This is a genomic window from Roseofilum capinflatum BLCC-M114 (assembly GCF_030068505.1).
GTDB classification, from domain to species: Bacteria; Cyanobacteriota; Cyanobacteriia; order Cyanobacteriales; family Desertifilaceae; genus Roseofilum; species Roseofilum capinflatum.
The window spans coordinates 21,092-38,938 of record NZ_JAQOSO010000082.1 but is presented as its reverse complement, the minus strand read 5'-3'; the positions used below and the strand labels follow the sequence as shown (position 1 = coordinate 38,938).

General features: G+C 45.9%; 15 protein-coding genes. 8 read left to right on the top strand and 7 right to left on the bottom strand.

The annotated features are described in order from the left end of the window. The first annotated feature begins 385 nt into the window (after nucleotides 1-385). Both PMG25_RS14665 and PMG25_RS14660 read left to right on the top strand, forming a co-directional pair. A complete protein-coding gene (locus tag PMG25_RS14665; RefSeq protein WP_283767643.1) occupies nucleotides 386-760 on the top strand; it encodes a hypothetical protein in 375 nt (124 codons plus the stop codon). Between the two features lie 127 nt (nucleotides 761-887). Next, a complete protein-coding gene (locus PMG25_RS14660) occupies nucleotides 888-2,144 on the top strand; it encodes a serpin family protein (protein WP_283767642.1) in 1,257 nt (418 codons plus the stop codon). Nucleotides 2,145-2,188: 44 nt separating this feature from the next. On the opposite strand, the gene hisA is transcribed toward PMG25_RS14660, so the two are convergent. Next, nucleotides 2,189-2,962: a 1-(5-phosphoribosyl)-5-[(5-phosphoribosylamino)methylideneamino]imidazole-4-carboxamide isomerase gene (gene hisA / locus PMG25_RS14655; protein WP_283767641.1), complete on the bottom strand. Its 774-nt coding sequence runs from the start codon at nucleotides 2,960-2,962 to the stop codon at nucleotides 2,189-2,191. 86 nt (nucleotides 2,963-3,048) lie between these two features. Next, complete coding sequence (locus tag PMG25_RS14650) at nucleotides 3,049-3,900, bottom strand: Npun_R2479 family HD domain-containing metalloprotein (RefSeq protein ID WP_283767640.1); 852 nt, start codon at nucleotides 3,898-3,900, stop codon at nucleotides 3,049-3,051. A gap of 422 nt (nucleotides 3,901-4,322) precedes the next feature. On the opposite strand from PMG25_RS14650, the gene fbp reads away from it, so the two are divergent. The 3 genes from fbp (at nucleotide 4,323) to opcA (ending at nucleotide 8,446) form a co-directional block, all read left to right on the top strand. Then, nucleotides 4,323-5,363 carry a class 1 fructose-bisphosphatase gene (gene fbp / locus PMG25_RS14645; RefSeq protein ID WP_283767639.1) on the top strand — a complete coding sequence of 347 codons (1,041 nt, stop codon included), beginning with the start codon at nucleotides 4,323-4,325 and terminating at the stop codon, nucleotides 5,361-5,363. Between the two features lie 57 nt (nucleotides 5,364-5,420). Continuing rightward, complete coding sequence (zwf, locus tag PMG25_RS14640; protein WP_283767638.1) at nucleotides 5,421-6,950, top strand: glucose-6-phosphate dehydrogenase; 1,530 nt, start codon at nucleotides 5,421-5,423, stop codon at nucleotides 6,948-6,950. A gap of 161 nt (nucleotides 6,951-7,111) precedes the next feature. Next, complete coding sequence (gene opcA / locus PMG25_RS14635; protein ID WP_283767637.1) at nucleotides 7,112-8,446, top strand: glucose-6-phosphate dehydrogenase assembly protein OpcA; 1,335 nt, start codon at nucleotides 7,112-7,114, stop codon at nucleotides 8,444-8,446. A 92-nt stretch (nucleotides 8,447-8,538) separates the two neighbouring features. On the opposite strand, the gene PMG25_RS14630 is transcribed toward opcA, so the two are convergent. Continuing rightward, nucleotides 8,539-8,946: an acyl-CoA thioesterase gene (locus tag PMG25_RS14630; RefSeq protein WP_347178842.1), complete on the bottom strand. Its 408-nt coding sequence runs from the start codon at nucleotides 8,944-8,946 to the stop codon at nucleotides 8,539-8,541. Between the two features lie 85 nt (nucleotides 8,947-9,031). Here PMG25_RS14630 and PMG25_RS14625 point away from each other — a divergent pair, with 85 nt between their 5' ends. Further along, nucleotides 9,032-9,619 (top strand): Uma2 family endonuclease, encoded by a 588-nt coding sequence (locus PMG25_RS14625; protein ID WP_283767635.1) that lies wholly within the window; start codon nucleotides 9,032-9,034, stop codon nucleotides 9,617-9,619. 48 nt (nucleotides 9,620-9,667) lie between these two features. Here PMG25_RS14625 and PMG25_RS14620 read toward each other — a convergent pair whose 3' ends face one another. After that, nucleotides 9,668-10,492, bottom strand: coding sequence for an ATP-grasp domain-containing protein (locus PMG25_RS14620; RefSeq protein WP_283767634.1), 825 nt, complete (start codon nucleotides 10,490-10,492; stop codon nucleotides 9,668-9,670). A 218-nt stretch (nucleotides 10,493-10,710) separates the two neighbouring features. Here PMG25_RS14620 and pcrA point away from each other — a divergent pair, with 218 nt between their 5' ends. Continuing rightward, a complete protein-coding gene (gene pcrA, locus PMG25_RS14615; RefSeq protein ID WP_283767633.1) occupies nucleotides 10,711-13,104 on the top strand; it encodes a DNA helicase PcrA in 2,394 nt (797 codons plus the stop codon). 73 nt (nucleotides 13,105-13,177) lie between these two features. Here pcrA and PMG25_RS14610 read toward each other — a convergent pair whose 3' ends face one another. Then, complete coding sequence (locus PMG25_RS14610) at nucleotides 13,178-14,497, bottom strand: cytosine deaminase (protein ID WP_283767632.1); 1,320 nt, start codon at nucleotides 14,495-14,497, stop codon at nucleotides 13,178-13,180. Nucleotides 14,498-14,569: 72 nt separating this feature from the next. Between PMG25_RS14610 and PMG25_RS14605 the strand changes: the two genes are divergently transcribed. After that, nucleotides 14,570-15,202: a PQLLE family protein gene (locus PMG25_RS14605; protein WP_283767631.1), complete on the top strand. Its 633-nt coding sequence runs from the start codon at nucleotides 14,570-14,572 to the stop codon at nucleotides 15,200-15,202. A 74-nt stretch (nucleotides 15,203-15,276) separates the two neighbouring features. Here the strand turns inward: PMG25_RS14605 and PMG25_RS14600 are convergent, their stop codons facing one another. Both PMG25_RS14600 and PMG25_RS14595 read right to left on the bottom strand, forming a co-directional pair. After that, nucleotides 15,277-15,951 carry a Uma2 family endonuclease gene (locus tag PMG25_RS14600; RefSeq protein ID WP_283767630.1) on the bottom strand — a complete coding sequence of 225 codons (675 nt, stop codon included), beginning with the start codon at nucleotides 15,949-15,951 and terminating at the stop codon, nucleotides 15,277-15,279. Nucleotides 15,952-16,013: 62 nt separating this feature from the next. After that, nucleotides 16,014-17,699 carry an NAD+ synthase gene (locus tag PMG25_RS14595; RefSeq protein ID WP_283767629.1) on the bottom strand — a complete coding sequence of 562 codons (1,686 nt, stop codon included), beginning with the start codon at nucleotides 17,697-17,699 and terminating at the stop codon, nucleotides 16,014-16,016. Nucleotides 17,700-17,847: the final 148 nt, after the last annotated feature.

Here is a 17,847-nt window from a genome sequence, read left to right as displayed (position 1 = left end):
CCCCCATCCCCATCTTCACTGAAATAGGGGGTCAGAGGTCTAGGGGAAAAACCGGATTTTATATTTAGTATTTTCAGTAAATTCCCCTTGTACGCCTATCCTTAACTTAAAGCGCCGGTAAAACCCAATCGTAGAAATTCGGAGATTTTGTTCTCTTTGAACAGGATCTAGGGTGAAAATTCGCTAATCTTACTGAAGACAGATCGCTAGAGGAGTATTCAGCCGCACTGATAGAAATTTCAAAATCCTGTATGCTATGAGAGATGTTATGCAAGGGTTTCCCTGATTCCAGGACTCAAACTCACCCAAAAAACCTCAAATTTCCTTAAATTCAACCCTTTTTAAAAAATTTGCTTCAAACCTTAATCTTTTTTAACTTAAAGTCATGGTTCTTCATCAACATCCCTTAAGAAAATTTGCCATTTACCAGCAGTCAAGCCGCAAAAAGCGATATATCAGCGTTGTTGCCTATTTTGACCGCCATGGTATCCTCAATGATTATGTTGTTCTGGATAAGAGTCTCAAAGTTGATTGGACTAGAGTCATTTTCCAAACCATTTCCCTCAAACTATTGATGGGGTCTTTTCTCAGTTTAGAAGGATTCACAAAAGTTACCATCAAGGGTAAAGGTTTTAAATCAGTTATCATTCCCACGAATACGGGATATCGAGCCATGATCTACGAGCAATCTGAGGATGTGGACGAAAAAACGACTGATATGGACAGTGAATCTACTTTACCTCTGGTTCATGCGAACTAGGAATTTACCTTGCAGTCAGCATAAGAGCGATCGGCTTACTTGGTTACAGAAAGGGTAACACCACCCCCACGGGCACATCTCTATGACAGCCTAGAACTATAGAGTTCTATCTTCTGGAGTGCGGAGCATGAATGCACAAACGCTAAAAAAGGTCGGTATACTGATGACAGCCGGTTTAGTCCTGGTGGGGTTGTGGGGATGTTTTCGTCCAACCACTCCAGGGGCGATCGCCTCATCACCCATTGTCACAACTCTCGATACTCCTGTGAATTCCCAGTTAACCGATGCCCAAACCCGGTTTAGCTTTAAGCTATGGCAGCACTTATTAGCCGAGCAAGAAAAGGAAAATATCTTAATTTCTCCCTCCAGTGTGGCGATCGCCCTCACCATGACCTACAATGGCGCATCAGGAGAGACTCAAACCGCCATGCATGATGCCTTAGAACTACAAGGCATGAGTTTAAGCGAAGTCAATCAAGCCTACGCCGATCTAAAGCAGAGCTTAGAACAGAACGATCCATCCGTTCAGCTCAAATTAGCCAATTCTCTTTGGGGCAGAAATGATATTAACTTCAAACCCGACTTTCTGGAACAAACCCAAACCTATTATGATGCGAATCTGCGATCGTTAGATTTTACCGATCCAGCCACTCCTAAACACATCAATCATTGGGTAAGCCAGCAAACCCAAGGTAAAATCCCCCAAATTGTCGATCGCATTAATCCCAACGATCTCCTCTTCCTCATTAACGCCACCTACTTTAAAGGAGACTGGCAAAACGAATTTAATCCTAATCTCACCCAAAACCGTCCATTTTACCTCCCCAACGGACAAGAAAAGCAACATCCCATGATGTTCCAAACCGGGAGCTACGATTATTTGGAAACCGAACACTTCCAAGCTATTCGCTTACCCTATGGTGAAGGCCGATTTAGTCTCTACGTCTTTCTCCCCCAACCGAACCAAAGCCTATCCCAATTCTATAGCCAACTTAACAGTACCACTTGGCAAACCTGGCTAGGGCAATTTACCCAACAGGATGGTTCTATTACCCTGCCTCGATTTCAACTTGAATATGGCGTAGAACTCAAACCCGTTTTATCCGCATTAGGCATGGATATTGCCTTTAGTCAAAATGCTGATTTTTCCGGCATCGACCCGTCTGCCAAAATCGATCGCGTGAAGCATAAAACCTTTATTGAAGTGAATGAAAAAGGTACAGAAGCGGCTGCGGTCACCTCCGTTGGCATTGTCGCCACCTCCATTCGTCCCCCCTCTAATCCCTTTGAAATGGTCGTCGATCGCCCCTTTTTCTACGCCATTTACGACCAGGAAACCCAAACTCCTTTGTTTTTAGGCTCGATGGTCAATCCGGCCATCTAATATCAAACCTAGTATTCTTTTCTAGATTTGATATTAGAATCAACCTAACCGATCGCTGTTGAATCAAAATCGGGGGGGATATCCTGTAGACGACCGGGGCCGATCGCCTGGAGCGCTTCCTTCAGCACCACATCCCCGGTGTATAACGCCTTACCCACGATTACCCCGGTCACCCCCAAACGCTCTAGGGCCAAGAGACTGAGCAAATCCGTCACACTGCTGACTCCACCCGAAGCAATCACTGGCACATCGACGGCTTCCGCCACTTCCCGCAAGGCCGGAATATTCGGCCCCTTCAAGGTTCCATCTCGGCTAATGTCTGTATAAATAATGCCATAAACGCCCATCTGGGCGCATTGTTGGGCCAATTCAATCCCCGAAATGGTCGAAGTTTCCAACCATCCCCTGGTGGCCACCTTACCATCGCGGGCATCAATCCCCACCATAATTTGCCCTGGAAACTCCTGACAGAGCTGTTGGACAAGTTCGGGGTTTTCCACCGCCACCGTGCCGAGAATCGCCTGTTTGACCCCGGTAGAGAGCAAGTTGGCCACCCCTGTATAGTCGCGCAAGCCGCCCCCCACTTGTACCGGAATCGGGATGGATTGGGCGATCGCCCGAATGACCTCCAAATTCACCGACTGTCCCGACTTCGCGCCATCGAGATCCACCACATGCAAGCGTTTTGCGCCCTGAGAAAACCATTGTTGGGCGATCGCCACCGGATTTTCATCAAACACCTGACTTTGCTCATAATCTCCCTGGTACAAGCGCACACAATTTCCCTGGAGCAAATCAATCGCCGGAATTACATCCATAACACTTATTCTCCTAACACCTCAAAATCCCCTCTATCCTACCCCATTCCCTTGTCTCGTCCCCTCAAACTCCCCTCAAACTCCCCTCAAACAAACTGATCCGTTTGTGCCTCATGTTCCACCCGAAAAACATTCGCATACAAATTAGCAATCACCTGCTTCCCTTCCTGCGTCAACTTCAAATGATTCAACGAAGGCTTAATATAAGGCGCAACCACATTCCAGAAAAACGCCGGATAATTATTCCGTAAATCCCCAGGATTTTCATACCCTAACTGTTTATTCGCCCCATTTTCCTCAAACTCATAAAACAGCGCCGGAATCTTCTGTAAATACTGTGGATCGCTCAACTGACCAATCAAATCCGCCCCCCGAACCAAACCCGGATAATTAGCCGTATCCGCATGATCTTCATCCTTGGGAACCGGAAAACGAGTTAACTCCAGATTACGCTTAATTTCCTCTGCATCAATTAATTTATGACCCCCAAACCGCTCCTCAATAAACCGCTTACCCCGGTCTACATGATAAGGGGTCAGACCCGCATCCGTTGCCCCTGGCGGCAACTCAATCATACTATTATCGATTCCAGAATCATACAACCGTTCTGAATGCCGATCCTGACGACAAACCCCCTTAATATAGCCAATATCATGACAGAGCAAAGAAATCATAAAATGAAGCCAATCCTCTGCCGAAACCCCACCCTCACGAATATGTTTTCCGCGAAGAATTTCTTGCCCCACCAACGTTACAAAAATCGTATGTTCCACATTATGATAAAGGGCATCACTATTGGCAATATTCTCCAAGGCCATACTTCCGGCCCAAACGATAATATCCGCATAATCAGGTTTATAGCCACCATAAGTCCGATGGTAACCTTCCCGAATTTTTACCAAGAATTCATTAATGACAACAGAAGTCAGATTTAACATTAGAGTCTTCGAGGACGTGCATTCATCTGGCGTTGGATCTTCATCAATTATAAAGGATAACTTCAACCGCCGGTCAGAGAGTTTAAAACAACCACCAGACTCAGCTCATCAATCTGGCGATCGCCCTCTCAGAACCCATGAGTACAGTCTCTTCATTCTTAAGCAAAATTGATCCTCTTTTTTCCTGATTAATCCTGCCAATCTCCCCCAAAACCTCAACCCCCAGTTATCCTCTAGCATAGGTAATTAAACCCTGTTTCCCTTTCCTAGCCAGCCATTTCTATAATTCATCTTAAGCTTAGAGCCATTGAGTAACCCCATTCCTTAACATAATCAACAAGCCCATATCAAGGGATGACCCCTTCCAGGTCAACTCTAAACACTGTCCATTGCATTAGAACGTTAACAGAGGAACCCGACCCATGGCCGATGCCCATGTCGAAGTTACCCAAGAACATGCCCTAGACCGGGATTGTACCACCCTATCCCGCCACGTCCTCCAACAACTGCAAAGCTTCTCCCCAGACGCTCAAGACCTCAGTGCGATTATGAATCGCATTGCCCTAGCCGGAAAACTCATCTCCCGTCGTCTGTCCAGAGCAGGACTGATGGAAAACGTTCTCGGCTTTACGGGAGAGACCAACGTCCAAGGGGAATCGGTCAAAAAAATGGATGTCTACGCCAACGACGTATTCATCAGCGTCTTCAAACAAAGCGGTCTCGTCTGTCGCCTCGCCTCCGAGGAAATGGAGAACCCCTATTACATCCCCGAAAACTGCCCCATCGGTCGTCAAACCCTGATTTACGACCCCATCGACGGCTCCTCTAATGTCGATACCAACCTCAATGTCGGCTCTATCTTCTCCATCCGCAAACAAGAAGGCATGGACTTAGATGAAAGCGCTTCTGACCTCCTCCAAGACGGTCATAAACAAATTGCTGCCGGTTATATCCTCTATGGCCCCAGTACCATGCTGATCTATTCTGTCGGCAACGGAGTCCACGCTTTCAACCTAGACCCCAGCTTAGGAGAATTCATCCTCAGCCGAGAAAATATCCAAATCCCCAGTCGTGGAGCCGTCTACAGCCTCAATGAAGGTAATTTTTGGCAATGGGATGAACCCATGCGCGAATATGTGCGCTATGTTCACCGCCACGAAGGATACACGGCTCGCTATGGCGGAGCCTTAGTGGGTGATTTTCATCGCATTTTATTTCAGGGGGGAGTTTTTCTGTATCCGGGCACTCTGAAAAAACCAGAAGGTAAACTACGATTACTCTATGAATCAGCTCCCTTAGCTTTTCTTGCCCAACAAGCAGGAGGCCGCGCCAGTACGGGAACTCAAGACATCTTAGAGGTAATCCCCAAAGAACTGCACGCTAGAACTCCTCTGATTATCGGCTCTCCAGAAGATGTGGCCTTAGCCGAGTCTTTCCTCAACCGTGCCTCAGAGATAAAATAACCCCACACCAACCTTGTGTACATCTAGATTAAACTCACTATCGTCAATTGACTCTCTATGGTTACACTCACAGAAAACCCTCTGCGCGTTGGACTACAACAAGACCGAATTCCTGAACCCCAGATTTTAATTATTTTTGGTGCATCTGGAGACCTCACCCAACGCAAATTAGTCCCAGCTCTCTACCAAATGAAATTAGAGAGACGACTTCCCCCAGAATTAACCATTGTGGGGGTTGCGCGTCGCCAGTGGAGCCATGACTTTTTTCGCGAGCATATGCGCGAAGGCGTGGAAGATTTTGGGGGCGGTCTTCAGTCAGAAGAGTTGTGGCATGAGTTTGCCCAAGGTTTGTTTTACTGTCCGGGCGATATTGACAACCCGGAAAGTTATCAGAAGCTCAAAGCTTTTCTAGAAGAACTTGACACCCAACGGGGGACTCGTGGTAACCGGGTTTTTTATCTGTCTGTTGCCCCTCGCTTCTTTGGGGAAGCTACCCAACAGTTGGGTAATGCGGGTATGTTAGACGATCCGACGAAGCAACGGTTGGTGATTGAAAAGCCTTTTGGCCACGATTTGGGTAGCGCCCGGACATTGAACCGGGTGGTAACCCAAGTCTGTGATGAAAAGCAGGTGTACCGCATTGACCATTATTTGGGTAAGGAAACGGTACAAAATTTGTTGGTGTTTCGGTTTGCGAATGCCATTTTTGAACCCCTGTGGAATCGCCAGTTTATTGACCACGTGCAAATTACGGTGGCGGAAATGGTCGGCTTAGAAGGACGAGCTGGCTATTATGAAACGTCTGGGGCGCTGCGGGATATGGTGCAGAACCATTTGATGCAGTTGTTTTCGTTGACGGCGATGGAGCCGCCGAATTCTTTGGATGCGGATAGTATTCGCAATGAGAAGGTGAAGGTGGTGCAGGCGACTCATTTGGCGGATGTGAGTAATTTGGATGCTTGTGCGGTTCGGGGTCAGTATACGTCGGGTTGGAGTAGGGGTAAGCAGGTTCCGGGATATCGGGATGAGGAGGGAGCGAGTCCGGATTCGGTGACTCCCACTTATGCGGCGCTGAAGTTGAATATTGATAATTGGCGCTGGAAGGGGGTTCCGTTTTATTTGCGGACGGGGAAACGGATGCCGAAAAAGGTTTCGGAGATTGCGATTCAGTTTAAGGATGTGCCTTATTTGATGTTCCAGTCGGCGGCGAAGCAGGCGAACCCGAATGTGCTGGCGATGCGAATTCAGCCGAATGAGGGGATTTCGATGCGCTTTGAGGTGAAAACGCCGGGGAGTTCTCTGCGTACTCGGTCAGTGGATATGGATTTTGGCTACGATCGCGCTTTTGGTCAAGCGAATACGGATGCCTATAGTCGTTTGTTGATTGATTGTATGTTAGGGGATCAGACTCTGTTTACTCGCGGGGATGAGGTGGAAGCCTCTTGGCGAGTGCTAACGCCGGTGTTGGATGTGTGGGATGCTCCCGCTCCTCCGGAAGCGATTCCTCTGTATGAGGCGGGAACTTGGGAACCGGTGGAGGCAGAGTTATTACTAAACCGAGATGGCCGTCGCTGGCGCAGACTTTAGAGAGTTGATACAGCAAATTCTAGTGAGTGACCAACACTTTGCCCCCTCATCCCCTAGCCCCTTCTCCCGCAGGAGAAGGGGAATAGGAAGTGAAAGTCCCTCTCCCTGGGGAGAGGGATTTAGGGAGAGGGCTTTTCCTGTTCCATTACCCATTACTCATCATGACTTCTACTCCGATTGTTACTTTACAAAAGCCGAAGGATATTTCTCTGAGTGAAATTGAGGCGGAACTGAATAAGATTTGGTTGAGCCAAAATACAGGTAAGGCCAGCCCAGTGGCCACAAGAGCGGCGACGTTTAGTATGGTGATCTATGAGCCGGAGGAATTCCAACAGTTATTGGCTGGTTTGGGGTTCTATAGTGGCTCGATTGATGGCATTAATGGCCCGATGATGAAGGATGCGGTGCGTGAGGCTCAGATCGCTTATGGTTTGAGGGTGACCAGTCGCATTGATGGGGAGACGCTAGACCGTTTGCGCGAGAAGTATGGGAAGCGATCGCCCTCCCAAACTACCCAGCTCAGTAATGTGGATTTGCGGGGATCGAGTGTTAGTGAGGCGATCGCCTCCCAAAATCCCTGTCGGATCATCACCCTCTGCCCCGTTTTAGGCGAAGATCGAGGCGTGAGTGCCCAAGTCTCTGCCTACTGTCCCATTCAAAAAAGCAGCAGTAGCAGCACCTTGGTCTGTTGTGAATACATTACCCTGCGAGGCACAAAAGAAGCCTTAGAACGAGTCAAAGAGTTGATTGCTTCCCTATTGATTCCCGACTTACCCAAATTTGTCTGGTGGAAAGCAACCCCCAACCCCGAACAACCCCTATTTCAACATTTAGCCCAACAAGCCAATTGTATTGTCGTCGATTCCTGCTATTTTAGCGATCCGGACTCAGAACTCCTGAAAATTCATGAATTAATCGAATCGGAAACCTATATTGCTGACCTCAATTGGCATCGGTTTTATCCCTGGCAAGAATTAACTGCCGCCGCTTTCGATCCTCCAGAGCGCCGAGATTCCCTAGGGGATATCGATCAGGTCACCATTGACTATGAAAAAGGCAATGATGCCCAAGCGTTAATGTTTTTAGGATGGTTAGCCAGTCGCCTGGGTTGGCAACCGGTGGCTTATAACGATGAAGGGGGCGATTATGATATTAAACGGATTGAGTTTTCTGGCCCGGAAAACAAGAAAATTTATGCTGAATTAGCTGGCATTCCCACAGCCGACTGGGGCGAAATTCCAGGGGATTTAGTTGGAGTGTTGCTCAATTCCAGTAATCCTAATGCCAATTGTTGCACGATTTTATGTTCGGAAACCACCGGATGTATGCGGATGGAAGCGGGGGGAAGTGCCAGCAATAGTCGCACCGAACAGGTGACTGCGGTGACGGATCAAAAGGCAGAAGAGATGATGAGTCAACAGTTGCAACGCTGGGGGCGAGATGTTTTATACGAGGAAAGTTTGGCGGTTACTGCCCAGATTCTGAAGTTGCGATAATGCCTTGAAAATCTAGGGAGCGAGACGCTCCCACTCCAGTAAGATCGAGGGATTGGAGGAGTGCGGGCATCTTGCCCGCTTCTCTTTTTCCTTTAACCAGACTGGATAGGATTAAGCCAGTTGAGTAAGAATTCTGGTACAGCTTGCCGGGTGCGCTGGTGAGCATTGATACAAACATGGCGAGTGGTTGCTTGGGCTGCCAGGCGATCGCCCACTTTTATCTGATAATTAACTTCATATTCTTCTGGCGACAAAAGCACCGATTCTAACTCAATCTCCAGGAAATCTCCACAAGTCAGAGGTCGATAAAAATCCGCTTCACTATGAATAATGGGAAAAGCAATCTTCGGCTGACAAAAGAACTCCTTTAAGTCAATTCCAGCAGCAGCCAAAGACGCTTCATAAGCTTCATGGCAAAACTGAAATACATTGGCAAAATACACCACTCCAGCAGCATCCGTTTCTGCAAAGTGAACTTTTCGGGTATAGTGAAATGACATAGAAGACATAACCATCTTACCACATTGTCAGTGAACTCAGGTATAATCAAAAGCATAGAGTTTAGTTTTAACTCATTAACTTGCCATGATTGCTGTACAATCCGATAATTATCTAACTCCACAAGCTTATCTCGAATTAGAACAAGAGAGCCAAATTAAGCATGAATACATCAATGGCCAAGTCTACGCCATGGCAGGCTCATCTAAAGCCCACAATACCATTAGTTTGAACTTAGCTCTCCGGTTGCGAGAAGGATTAAGGGATTCACGCTGTCAAACCTTTATGGCTGACGTGAAAGTAAGCCTTGCTAATCAAAACAAGTTCTTCTATCCTGATTTAGTCGTCACTTGTGATGAGAATGACAATCAAGATTCCTATATCGTTCAGTTTCCTCATGTCATTATTGAAATTCTTTCCCAGTCTACCGAAGCATTTGACCGGGGTGAAAAATTCCAATATTATCGGACACTTTCCAGTTTACAGGAATATATTTTAGTCAATTCTCAACGCTATGTTGTCGATTGTTTCCGGCGCAGAGATGATAACTTATGGATGCTACAAAGTTATGAAGGACTAGAGGCAGTGGCGCGGATAGAAACCTTGGGAATTGAAGTCAGTTTGAGCGATATTTATGCAACGTTAGATCTTAATGATTCAGATCATAATATCTGATTGTTCTTCGACAATGCTCAGAGTTCTGATGCTTCTCTCAGGAATAAATTACTCCATCAGAAACAGCAAAAGCTTTTCAAACACTTCTACCGCCAACTTTTCTGGATTATCGCGAATAAAAATACCATAATTCGGATTAGAGTTAATTTCGATTAACCATAACTGTCCTGACTGATCCACTGCTACATCAAATCCGGCATAGCCAATCTGCAATCGCTCAAAGATAGGGTGAATAAACTGCTCTAGCTGGCATATCGTATCTTCATTGGTGACATGAATCGCTTGAGCGCCTTGCCAATGCAGAGGGCTTAAATTACCCGTAAATGTGGCATTTTGGATATTTTTTTCATAGAGCAAAACCAAATCTTGATTCAGAAAAATAGCCCTATATTCTCTCTCAATCTTAATTGTTTCTTGGGCCAGAGCAATATAGTCATACTCTTTATCATTGCGATCAAAAATTTTGTTTAGTGCTTCTATAATTTGAGATTTTTGATCGCACAAAAAAACATTCACGCCACAAGAGCCTGTATTTTTCTTGATCACTACTGGAAAATCAAATGTATCTTCAATAGAGTCCACAATTTCTGGAATGCTTTTACAGATGGCATAGTTTTTATAAGTAGAAACATGAGGATCGACATAGGCAGAGGTTTTGGGCATTAAAACTCTATCTTTGAGGAGATGATAAGTATAATCTTTATCTTTAATGATTTTTAGCATCGCCCCGGTTAAAATCGGGGTGAATCCATTGACAAACAAATAAGGCTTACCGAGATTAACTTGGATGACATTTTGATTAGGGTGAAGCATCTCATAATCGAGGTTTAAAGACTGACAAGCTTCAAGCAACAGGCGAATATTGGTGAACATTAGGGGCGTTGAAAGAGGGTGGTGAAGCGGTAGAGAAAGAGTGGGATAATCTGAGACGGTCTAGATATCCGTTGATTTCTGAATACCGAAGTTGATAATAGCACAGAAATTTTTGTTAGAGAGGATGGAAACTCTAATTCATTCTGATTTCCCTGAGCAACACAAGTAATGTTATAATGTCTTTTTTGATTTTCCGTAGACTCAGCCTTGTTCCAACCATGACCCAAACCTCAGACTTTCTCAGTGTACTCAACCCTTCACAACGAAACGCAGTTGAGCATGTGTGCGGCCCGATGTTGGTGGTTGCTGGAGCAGGTTCGGGGAAAACTCGCGCCCTCACCTATCGGATTGCTAATTTAATTTTACGGCATCGGGTCAATCCAGAACATATTTTGGCAGTGACGTTTACGAACAAGGCAGCGCGGGAGATGAAGGAGCGCATTGAGCGCCTGTTTGCCCAGCAGTTAGCCTCCAGTTCTACGGGACGCGATTGGGATGATTTGGGGGAGGCGGAACAGGTGAGGTTGCGATCGCGCATCTATCATGATTATATTAAACCCCTATGGGTGGGAACCTTCCATGCCTCCTGCGCTCGCATTTTACGCTACGACATCGATAAATATCAAGATGAAAGGGGCAGAAAGTGGGATAAACAGTTCTCTATCTTTGATGAATCCGATGTGCAAGGTCTGGTGAAAGAAATTGTCACCAAAGACTTAAACCTGGATGATAAGAAATTTAATCATAAATCCGTGCGTTACGCCATTAGTAATGCCAAAAATAAAGGCTTATCCCCCCAAGATTTTCAACAGGAACAACCCAATTATCGAGGACGGGTGATTTCTGAAGTATATGAACACTACCAGAAACGGCTGGCAGAAAATAATGCCCTCGATTTTGATGATCTAATTTTAGTCCCTGTGAAGTTAATGCGCCAGAATGAGAAAGTTTTAGCCTACTGGCATAACCGCTTTCATCATATTTTGGTCGATGAATATCAGGATACCAACCGCACCCAATATGACTTGATTCGCCTGTTAGCAACCGGGGGAGTCCATACCCGTGACTATAAAGACTGGGCAAATCGCTCGATTTTTGTCGTCGGAGATGCGGATCAGTCCATTTATAGTTTCCGCATGGCAGATTTTACGATTTTGATGGATTTTCAACAAGATTTTGGCGATGGTTTACCAGACCAAAAAAGCGAGACGATTATTAAACTAGAGGAAAATTATCGATCGCGGGAAAATATACTACAAGCAGCCAATGAACTGATTCAGAACAACCAAGAACGAATTGATAAAGTCTTGCGTCCTACTCGTGAGTCAGGCGTTCCCATTACCTGTTACCAAGCTGATAATGAGATCGAGGAAGCAGAATTTGTAATCCGTCAGATTCGTCAACTGACACAAAAGAATGCGGATGTGAATTGGGGCAGCTTTGCAATTTTATACCGGACTAACGCCCAGTCCCGCGCCTTTGAAGATGTTTTGGTGCGCCAGAATATCAAATATCGGATGGTGGGGGGCTTAAAATTTTACGATCGCAAGGAAATCAAGGATGCCATTTGCTACCTGAGATTATTAATCAATCCCGCCGATACCGTCAGTTTACTACGCATTATTAATGTGCCCCGTCGAGGCATTGGCAAATCGACCTTAGATCGGCTCTTAGGTGCATCCGCAGAACTGGGGATTCCCCTGTGGGAAATTATCAGTGATGAAACCTCTGTACGGACATTAGCCGGACGCTCAACCAAAGCAGTGATGAGCTTTTATAAGCTGATCTCCAGTTGGCAAACGCGGGTGGAAACTGAAAAAGCTTCAACCATTGCCCAAGGTATTTTAACGGACTCCGAATATCTTAAAGATCTAAAGTTCCAAGGAACAGACGAGTCGGAAAACCGCTTACAAAACCTACAAGAGTTATTGAGTGCCATTATCCAATATGAGGAAGAAACTGGAGATACCCATTTATCTAGCTATCTCAATTATGCGCCATTACAATCAGATTTAGATAACCTGGAAGAAGGGGAAAATGCTGTTACCTTAATGACTCTTCATGCAGCCAAAGGCTTAGAATTTCCGATTGTGTTTTTAGTGGGCTTAGAAGAGGGTTTATTCCCCAATTTTCGTAGCATGGATGATCCTGCTGCCCTAGAAGAAGAACGACGCTTGTGTTATGTTGGCATTACTCGCGCTCAGGAACAATTATTTTTAACCCATGCCCAAGAACGACGGTTATGGGGCAACCGAGAACCCGCCACTCCCTCTCAATTTTTAGGTGAATTACCCCGCGAATTGTTAAAGGGAGGTACGACGTACCAAACCCAGGTGACCTCTCCTAGTCCAGCTCCCAAAACGTCGGTGTCAAAAATGGTGAATAAACCGGTGAAAAAATCAGCCGATAAACCGACCAGTAAGGGCAAAAAGAGTCAGAAAAAAAACACGGGTTGGCAAGTGGGCGATCGCGTGCTGCATCGGAGCTTTGGAGTGGGGCAAATCACCCATGTTTTTGGCGGTAAGGGAGAACAGCAATCGGTTGCGGTTCAGTTTACTGGTTTAGGGCGAAAAATTCTCAATCCTAAAGTAGTCCCGTTGCAAAAATTATAAATTATAAAGCTGAGTTTGTTTGCAGGAACTTTGAGTAAATTAAGTGCGATATGTCAGGATCAAAAGTTTTCGCTCAAAGGCGATCTAATTCGGCATAGTCGGGTAAGGTGGTATCGATGGGTTGACCGTTACGGAGTACGATGCGGTCATGTTGGGAACGGGCTAAAAGTTCGGTAAAGCGCCGTCCTTTGAAGAGAATTAAGTTAGCGGGTAAACCGACGGCGATCGCCACTGGATGGGGTAATTTCATGATTTTACCGGGAATTGTGGTCACGGCTTGCGGCCAATTTCCATAGGGGATATCTAAATGGGCAATTCGCACGGTCTGATTAAACACTTCTAGCAGGTCATGATCGCCAAAGGCAAAAAATGGATCGCGACAATTGTCAGAAGCGAACATGACGGGAATTCCCATCTGTTGCATTTCTTGAATTAAGGTTACACCGCGATAGGTAGGCGTTTTCCCCGGTTGTCGGTCTTGCAGGTAGAGGTTACACAGGGGTAAGCTGACGATCGCAATCCCGGCTTTTTTTACTGCTTCTAGGGTTTCTTGGACAATTTCTGGCGTTTGTACAGATAAACTGCAACAATGACCGCAGGTAATTTGCCCTTCAAATTTATATTTGAACGCTGCTTTAGCCACCTGATAAAGAGTACGTGCTTCTACATTTAGATTTTCATCTGTATGGAAATCGAGGTCTAAATTACGCTCTTTTGCCAAAGACGACACATTAGTCAGTTGGCCATCCAGATTAGGATTCATAAGGGGCATTCCGCCTAAAATTCCCCCAACTTCTGCCAGGCGATCGGCTAACTTTTCTCCTTGCTGATCGCCGTAAAATATGTCTAACGTGCTTAAACTGGCGGCTTGCAAGTGAATTTTCCCTTGCCATTCTTCCCGTAGAGCTTGAAAGACTTCCCAAGTGACTTCTGTTTCTTCGCCCCTAAAATCGAGATGGGTGCGGATGGCTTGGGTTCCGTGGGCGTAACTGCATTTTAGGGCAAAATTCATGCGCCGATAGAGATCCTCGGCTGTCCAATAGCGATCGCCATCTTCTCCAGAAGCAGCGATCGCCCCATTGAATGTACCATCAGGATTGGGACTCCGATGCCAAATATGGCCCTTATCCAAATGGGTATGGATATCGACAAAGGTCGGCCAGACTTGGCCTCCCTTCATATCGTAGACCTCATTTTCATGGCTGGGAAGGCGATCGCCACTGGCGCAAATTTCCGTAATCATCCCCTCCTCGATATGAATATCCACCCGCACCAATTTTTCCGAGTTCGGCGTAATTGTGGGAGGGCAATGTTTAGGGAGAAACAGACAGAGGGGAACTTGGGCGTTATGGAGCCAGTAGCGATCCTGTTCTAGAATGCTCTGAGAGGTCATGGGTGAGTAGGGCGCAAAGTATTTGTTAAACTACTTTACACCTTATAGAGTAAGTGTGGAGTTGATTTGTCTATGTCTTTCAGTGAGAGTATCGATCGCTTTTTTCTATCGTCCAAAGTCGCCCTCGAAGGCGCTCTCAACAATTCCGAGATTCAAAATTACTTGCTCGAATTTGCCTATACCCCGGAGCGCATCGAGCGGGGAAAAGCCCTGTATGATTTAGCTTGGGAAGCGCTGATGGCTCAACCCATATCCGGAGAACGGGATATGAGCATTGTGGAAGAGGCGTTAGCGGTCGCTCAACCGAGCTATGATATGCATTTAAAGATCGCTCGTGTGGCGTTTCGCAAAGATGGGGTAACCCATGTGAAACTGGGGTTAATGGGCGATCGCAAGCCCAGTTTATCGGGTTGGCTGATGCAAGCTCAACAGTTTTATAGTCAGAGTTTGGACGATTTAATTATTGTGGATGTGTTAGCCGATTATGGGCTAAGTCAGGAGCGCTTAGAAGCCGGGCAAGTTAAGGTAGAAGCGGTTGATAAGGCTTATGCAAACTATCAAGACGGAATCGAAGCCGCCATACAACACCGAGATGATGCGATCGATGTGTTAGCTGATTGGATTGCTGACTTTCTGGCGATCGCAATTTTGGCGATCGGAGATCGTCCCGAATTATTACCCGTTTTAGGAATAGACAACCCTTAAAGACGGTTTTTCGGGCGATAAAGCAAGCAAAGCGCTGTATCGTTGTTGTTGATAAACTGTTGTGTATCAACGATTCATTTTCGCTGCTCCAATTTCCGACTCCAGTTTTGCACTGCTCGAATCACCCGATTATGGGGTTGAGTTTGGCGTAAAATCAGAAAATCATTTAAACGGGTAGCCGTTACTCTGGGAAAGGTAAGACTGATTTCTGATTCGATATACTCAAAACTTTCATATTGATAAATAACTAACCCTCGACTTTTGCTATATCGCCAAACTTCGGGTATCTTCAAATCATGATAAATATCCATTCGTTGGGTCGAGGGGCTGGTCAGATCGATCTCAATCACTAAATCGGGGAGTAGGCTCTTAATCTGTTCAGAATCTGATGGGTGCAGTTCAGAACGATTTAAATAAAAGCCACTATCTGGGTCAATAGCTTGAGCCAACTCTGGATTTTGTATGGTTTTCGACCCTGAATTTACACCTTGGCGGTTTAATTTTCCACTTAAAGTTTGCACAATAGCAGCTAATAAGCGATTAATCTTTTCATGGACTCTAGAGGGGCTTTTTAAGGAGAGAATGCCTTGACTATAGGCGGTACGAATGGCCTGGCTTTCTCCCATATCCCGAAGCATGGCTTGATAGGTTGACCAACTCATGTGGGATAAGACAATAGTTTGGGTTAATTTTCCCTCAAAATTATCAAGGTAAAGTTCATTTAGCTCATTAGACCGTTTGAAAATCATTTCTATCACTGCCGGTTGCTGGTGGCTCTATTTTATAGTGTTATGACCATGGCTCAAAAGCACTACAAACTGGGGATACCTTTGGCGGCGATGGGCATTCGCCAGCCTGTGCCGAAGGCTCTGGAGGTGATTTTTAAGCCGGGAGGAGCTTGGCGACGCTTAAATTCGGCTCGTTTGACGAGGTGTAAAATTTTGTTGATGATGGCCCGATCGTGTCCGGCAGCAGCTATGGTTTCTGGAGATTGATGATCGTGAATCAGACGATGGAGAATATCATCGAGGGTGTCATAATCGGGGAGAGAGTCTTGATCGCACTGATCGGGTTTGAGTTCGGCGCTGGGGGGTTTAACCAGGATATTTTCGGGAATGATTTCTTTTCCAGAACGCTGATTTAGCCAACGACAGAGGCTATACACGCGGGTTTTGGGGACATCGGCGATCGCCGCTAAACCGCCGTCCATGTCTCCGTAGAGGGTACAATATCCGACTGCCATCTCCGATTTATTGCCGGTAGACAGGAGCAGATGACCGAATTTATTGGCGATCGCCATGAGCAGATTTCCCCGAATCCGAGATTGAATATTTTCCTCCGCCACACCGGGTTCTGTGCCCGCAAATAGGGGGTCTAGAGCGCGATCGAATCCCCCCATCAAGTCACCAATGGCAAGGGTTTGGGTTTGAATCCCCACATTTTGCGCCAATTGCAGAGCATCCTTGACTGAGTGTTCCGAGCTATAGGGAGAAGGCATGAGGACACCGAGAACTTGGGAGGGGGCGATCGCTTCTGCGGCGATCGCCGCCACCAAAGCCGAATCAATTCCCCCACTTAACCCCAACACAATTTTACTAAAGCCACACTTGCGAGCATAGTCTCGAACCCCTAACACCAAAGCCGACCAAATCTCTAAATTTTCATCCTCAGAAACTTCTGGAGCATCACCGATCAAATCATGCTCTTGGGAATCAAACGTCAGCACCTGAAAATCAGACTCAAATCCCTCTAACTGAGTCACAACTTTACCCGTCTGATTCACAGCCAAACTATGACCATCAAAAATCAAATCATCATTTCCCCCCACCTGATTTACATAAATAATCGGCACTTGGTAACGACTGGCGCTATAGCTTAACATTGAAGTTCTCAAAGCCGGTTTGTTTAAACTATAAGGAGAAGCAGACAAATTGACCACCAAATCTACATTTTTATCCATTAAATCTGCCAAGGGATTAATCGCATAAGAGCGTTTACCCCAAAACTGTTCATCATTCCATAAATCCTCACAAATCGTTACCCCAATTCTTAGATCCACGCCCTCCGTATGTAGGGCCAAAACTTGACTTTCATGGCCCGGTTCAAAATACCGGTCTTCATCAAACACATCATAGGTGGGCAGCAACCGTTTATGAAACTCCGCTAAAATATCCCCTTGATAGAGCGCCACCACACTATTAAATAACTCTTTTCCGCCCTGTTTGCTGGCTTTTGAATTGCGAGTGACTGTGCCCACACAAACAATTAAGTTATTCGGTATTTTCTGAGCTAAATCTTCAATTAAATGACCCATCTTATCGATAAACACGGGATAATTTAACAAGTCACGGGGAGGATAACCACACAGAGATAATTCAGGAGTCAGCAACACTAGAGCGCCCTGAGCAGCCGCAATTTCTGCCGACTTCAGGATCATTTGGGCATTATTTTCTAGATCGCCAATGGTGGGATTGAGTTGAGCGATGGCAATTTTCATAGTTTAAGGAATGGGGGAATGAACAACAATCTCAATCTAGCTTCGGGCTATTCTGGCTATCTTGAAAAACCACTATTGATGTATCAAGTGATGATGTGCTGGATGTGCCCTCTCCCTATATCCCTCTCCCACGGGAGAGGGACTTTTT

Bases quoted from the DNA above. Each gene is read 5' to 3' on its own strand.
- PMG25_RS14665 (WP_283767643.1), top strand. From the start codon at position 386: ATGGTTCTTCATCAACATCCCTTAAGAAAATTTGCCATTTACCAGCAG.
- PMG25_RS14660 (WP_283767642.1), top strand. From the start codon at position 888: ATGAATGCACAAACGCTAAAAAAGGTCGGTATACTGATGACAGCCGGT.
- hisA (WP_283767641.1), bottom strand. From the start codon at position 2,962: ATGGATGTAATTCCGGCGATTGATTTGCTCCAGGGAAATTGTGTGCGC.
- PMG25_RS14650 (WP_283767640.1), bottom strand. From the start codon at position 3,900: ATGTTAAATCTGACTTCTGTTGTCATTAATGAATTCTTGGTAAAAATT.
- fbp (WP_283767639.1), top strand. From the start codon at position 4,323: ATGGCCGATGCCCATGTCGAAGTTACCCAAGAACATGCCCTAGACCGG.
- zwf (WP_283767638.1), top strand. From the start codon at position 5,421: ATGGTTACACTCACAGAAAACCCTCTGCGCGTTGGACTACAACAAGAC.
- opcA (WP_283767637.1), top strand. From the start codon at position 7,112: ATGACTTCTACTCCGATTGTTACTTTACAAAAGCCGAAGGATATTTCT.
- PMG25_RS14630 (WP_347178842.1), bottom strand. From the start codon at position 8,946: ATGTCATTTCACTATACCCGAAAAGTTCACTTTGCAGAAACGGATGCT.
- PMG25_RS14625 (WP_283767635.1), top strand. From the start codon at position 9,032: ATGATTGCTGTACAATCCGATAATTATCTAACTCCACAAGCTTATCTC.
- PMG25_RS14620 (WP_283767634.1), bottom strand. From the start codon at position 10,492: ATGTTCACCAATATTCGCCTGTTGCTTGAAGCTTGTCAGTCTTTAAAC.
- pcrA (WP_283767633.1), top strand. From the start codon at position 10,711: ATGACCCAAACCTCAGACTTTCTCAGTGTACTCAACCCTTCACAACGA.
- PMG25_RS14610 (WP_283767632.1), bottom strand. From the start codon at position 14,497: ATGACCTCTCAGAGCATTCTAGAACAGGATCGCTACTGGCTCCATAAC.
- PMG25_RS14605 (WP_283767631.1), top strand. From the start codon at position 14,570: ATGTCTTTCAGTGAGAGTATCGATCGCTTTTTTCTATCGTCCAAAGTC.
- PMG25_RS14600 (WP_283767630.1), bottom strand. From the start codon at position 15,951: ATGATTTTCAAACGGTCTAATGAGCTAAATGAACTTTACCTTGATAAT.
- PMG25_RS14595 (WP_283767629.1), bottom strand. From the start codon at position 17,699: ATGAAAATTGCCATCGCTCAACTCAATCCCACCATTGGCGATCTAGAA.